This window comes from Streptomyces sp. H39-C1, from assembly GCF_027158125.1.
GTDB lineage: Bacteria > Actinomycetota > Actinomycetes > Streptomycetales > Streptomycetaceae > Actinacidiphila > Actinacidiphila fildesensis.
The window spans coordinates 1-3,776 of record NZ_JAPVLS010000208.1 but is presented as its reverse complement, the minus strand read 5'-3'; the positions used below and the strand labels follow the sequence as shown (position 1 = coordinate 3,776).

The window sequence follows — 3,776 nt, the reverse complement described above, 5'->3', positions numbered from 1 at the left end:
CGTCCCGAGAAGTCCCGCTGGAACGCGGCATGGGAGCTCCTGGCCCGGGCGGTGGAGACCGGGGCCCCGGACCTGGTGGTCGACCCCGCGACCACCCTCGCGTCGCTGCGCCGCGCGGACTGGGACGTTCCGGCGTCGATCGAGGGGCTCGCCGGAGCGGTGACCATGTCCCGGCGGGCGGACCAGGCGGCGGCCCGGGCCTCGGTCACCACGAAGGCAGGCCGATGATCCCGGACACAGCGGGGACCCTGGACCTCGACAAGCTCTTCACGGCCCGGCTGCACGCCGCCCGGGCCCGGCCGTACCTGGCGACCGCCCTGTTCGCCCTGCACCCCGTCGAGTCGCAACGGGTACCGACCATGGCCGTCGACCGGCACTGGCGGTGCTACGTCTCGCCGGGATTCGTGGACCGGACGCCGGTGGAGGAGCTGGCAGGGGTATGGGTGCACGAGGTCTCGCACCTCCTGCGCGACCACCACGGGCGCAGCGACCGGGTCGCGCGGGAACAGGGACTCACCGGCCCGGGGGAACGGCTGCGGATGAACATCGCCGCGGACTGCGAGATCAACGACGACGCGTTCGGTGACGGACTGGTCCGGCCCGAAGGTGCTGTCGAACCGGTCTCCTTGGGGCTGCCGGAAGGCAAGCTCATGGAGGACTATCTGCCCCGGTTCAGCCTCGGGCCGCTCACCCTGGCCGCGGCCTGGCTGGACTGCGGCAGTGGCGCCGACGGGCTGGACCGGGAGTGGGACCTGGGACCGGACGGCGCGCACGGACTCAGCGAGCAGGAGCGGGACGCGGTCCGGTTCCGGGTGGCGGAGGGCATCAACGGCCGTCCGGGGAACGCCCCGAAGGGGTGGAAACGGTGGGCGGAGGAGGTGTTCCACCCGCCGCAGCCGTGGCGGGAGTTGCTGGGCGCGGCGGTCCGCTCGGCCGCCTCCAGTTCCGGCGCGGGCGAGGACTACAGCTACGGCCGGCCGTCGCGGCGCTCGGCCGGGGTGCCCGGCACCGTGCTGCCGAGCCTCCGGTGCAGACCGCCCCGGGTCTCCGTGGTCATCGACACGTCCGGTTCGGTCAGTGACGCCGAGCTGGGCAGCGCGCTCCTCGAGGTCGCCGCCATCTCCCGTGCCGTGGGCGGCCGTCGTGACCTGATCACCGTGGTGCCGTGCGACGCGGCGGCCCGCATCGTGCACCCGCTCTGCCAGGGCGAGGGAATCCCGCTGATGGGCGGCGGGGGGACGGATCTGCGCTCGGGCTTCGCCAAGGCGCTCCGGGCGCAGTCCCGGCCGGACGTCATCGTGGTCCTGACCGACGGGCAGACACCCTGGCCGAGCTCACGGCCGCCGTGCCGGACGGTAGTGGGTCTGTTCCCCCGGCAGCGTTCAGCCCGGTCCTGGGCCCGGCAGGACGATCCCGACTATGTACCGGGCTCTCCGCCCGACTGGGCACGCGTGGTGAACATCGGGTCCGCGTGACGTCCCGGTGAGCCCCGCCGCGCTCAGCTTCTGCCCGCCGCCTCCGCGCAGGCGGCGTGACCCCAGCCGCCCGCCACCTTGGCGATCAACTCGCCCTTGGCGTAGGAGCCGGAGCAGTGGCACCGTCCGGGGTACCTCGCCTCGATCGTGCCGGACGAGGCCTTGCCGGTCCGCGGCTTCGACGCGGCGGCCTTGCGACCGGAGCGAGCGCCGTCCGGGGCCTGGGTCACGGCATCCGGCACGGGGAGTTCGGCGCCGGTTCCGCTGCTCGGCTGCTGGCTGATCGCGGCGTCGCTGGCGGCTTTGTCGGCGATCGCGTTGAGCGGATCACCGTTCACCTGGTGCGCGGGAACGTACACGAATTCGACGTCGCGGCCGGCCAGCAGGGCGTCGATGCGCTGAATGATCTCCCGGTTCGCCACCGGCTTCCCGGCGGCCGTCTTCCAGCCGTTCTTCTTCCAGGCGACCAGCCACTTGGTTGCGGCGTCACGGGTATAGGTGGAGTCCAGCCGGACCTCCAGGGGCACGGCCGGATCCGTCGCGGTCAGCAGCTGCTCCAGTGCCGTCAGCTCACCGACGTTGTTCGTCGAGTGTCCCAGCGGCCCCGCCTGCCAGCGCTGCGGCCGTCCCTGGGCGTCCGCGACCACGAAGGCCCACGCCGCCGGGCCCGGGTTCCCCTTGGCGGCTCCGTCACATGCTCCAATAACGCGTTCCATCCCCTGATGATGTCAGGTGTTCCGCCACCCGCTGAGCACGGCGCATACGGCCGGCCGGCCGGGGCCCTCCCCGCCAGGGCCCCGCCGACCCGGCCCGTCCCGGAGGGACGACACGGCGTTCCGGATCCTCCCGCCCGTAGCCGGCTACTCGGTGCGCAGCGCCGTCGCGGTGCGGGTCCCGGCCGCCCATCCGGCGGGGAGAAGTGCGCCCGCGGTCGCGATGACCAGTCCGCCCAGGAGGAGCGGGACCAGCACGGGAAGGTGGTAGACCGCGAGGTCCTGCGCCGGGAACCTCGTACCGGCGGCGTCACCCATCACCGGCAGCACGTAGTCGTGCAGCGCGATGCCGATCGGGACCCCGGCCACACCGGCGACGAGTCCGATCCCGGCGACCGAGGTGATGACCATCGTGATCGTCTGCCTCGGCGACATGCCGAGCGCCTTGAACACCCCGAAGTCATGGACGCGTTCGCGGGTGTCGAGGACGACCGTGTTCAGTACGCCCAAGCCCGCCACCGCGACCAGCATCAGGGTGAGCATCGCGGCCAGCGTGTCCATGGCGATCACCGTGCTGCTCGTCTGTGTGGAGTTGCGTACGGCGGTGATGCCCAGCGGCTTCAGGGCGGTGTTGAGCGATCGCAGATAGCCCTGCGGGTCGGTACCCGGCGCGAGGTCGATGTGGAACTCGACCGACTCCGGGGCGACGACGGCGCCGAGTCCGGCCAGGGACGCGTTGTCGGTCAGGATGCTCATCCCTTCGTCCCGCAGGTCGAGGGCCTCGCCGACGATCCGTACCGGGGCGTTGCGGCCCTTGTCGGTCAGGGTGATGGTGTCCCCGACGTGGGTCCCGGTGGCGTTGAGGAAGCCGGACGGGACGACCGCCTGGCCGCGGCCGTCGAACCAGGATCCGGAGATCATCCGGTACGAGCCCCAGGACGAGGCGCCCTGGTACGAGATCACGGTCGTCCGGCCGGCGAGCCCCGCGACGCCGACCTTGGTCTCACCGGTGCTGAAATATCGCCGGGTCCCCGATTGCGCGCCGATCTTCGCGGCGATCGCGGCGGGATCGGCCAGGGCCGGAGGCCCGTTCCCGGCCCTGTTCGGTCCCGCGTCCCCTCCGGCGTCGTCGGGGGGCGCACCCATGGTCCGGACGAGGACGTCGCCGGCCGTTCGCTGGTTGAGGCCGCTCTCGATGCCGTTGAGCGACAGGGCGAGCCCGACGCCGAAAGTGACTCCGACCGTTCCGAAGATCACGGCCGCGGCCATCGTGCCCGACCGCCCGGGACGGGCGAAGGGGTTGGCCAGGCCCAGGCTCACCGGACGCGGCAGCGGCAGCCGGCCGAGCAGCTGCCGGACCACCCGCCCGCGCCCGGCCCGCGGGGCCCGGCCGACGGCGATCGCCTCGACCGTACGCAGCCGCCCGGCACGCTGGGCGGGGGCCAGCGCGGTGGCGACGACCGCGGCGAGGGCGACGGCGGGCACGGCGATGTCGATCCACGGGGCGACCGTCATGGTCCCGGTGCCGTAGGCGCTGCCCTCGATGCTCATGACCGGGATCGCCAGCAGATTGCCGAGGACGACGCCC

3 protein-coding genes and 1 pseudogene are annotated in these 3,776 nt (G+C 73.0%); 2 read left to right on the top strand and 2 right to left on the bottom strand.

From position 1 onward, the window contains the following. Together O3W51_RS47510 and O3W51_RS47505 are read left to right on the top strand one after the other, a co-directional pair. Positions 1-228, top strand: a pseudogene (locus O3W51_RS47510) (AAA family ATPase); the annotation flags it as partial. Next, positions 225-1,475 carry a vWA domain-containing protein gene (locus tag O3W51_RS47505; protein WP_198357575.1) on the top strand — a complete coding sequence of 417 codons (1,251 nt, stop codon included), beginning with the start codon at positions 225-227 and terminating at the stop codon, positions 1,473-1,475. The pseudogene O3W51_RS47510 and the gene O3W51_RS47505, both read left to right, overlap by 4 nt. Before the next feature lie 23 nt (positions 1,476-1,498). Here O3W51_RS47505 and O3W51_RS47500 read toward each other — a convergent pair whose 3' ends face one another. Both O3W51_RS47500 and O3W51_RS47495 read right to left on the bottom strand, forming a co-directional pair. Next, positions 1,499-2,191 (bottom strand): ribonuclease H family protein, encoded by a 693-nt coding sequence (locus tag O3W51_RS47500; protein ID WP_138354419.1) that lies wholly within the window; start codon positions 2,189-2,191, stop codon positions 1,499-1,501. A 144-nt stretch (positions 2,192-2,335) separates the two neighbouring features. Beyond that, positions 2,336-3,776 (bottom strand): ABC transporter permease (locus O3W51_RS47495; RefSeq protein WP_269290277.1); only part of this gene is annotated, 1,441 nt, incomplete at its 5' end.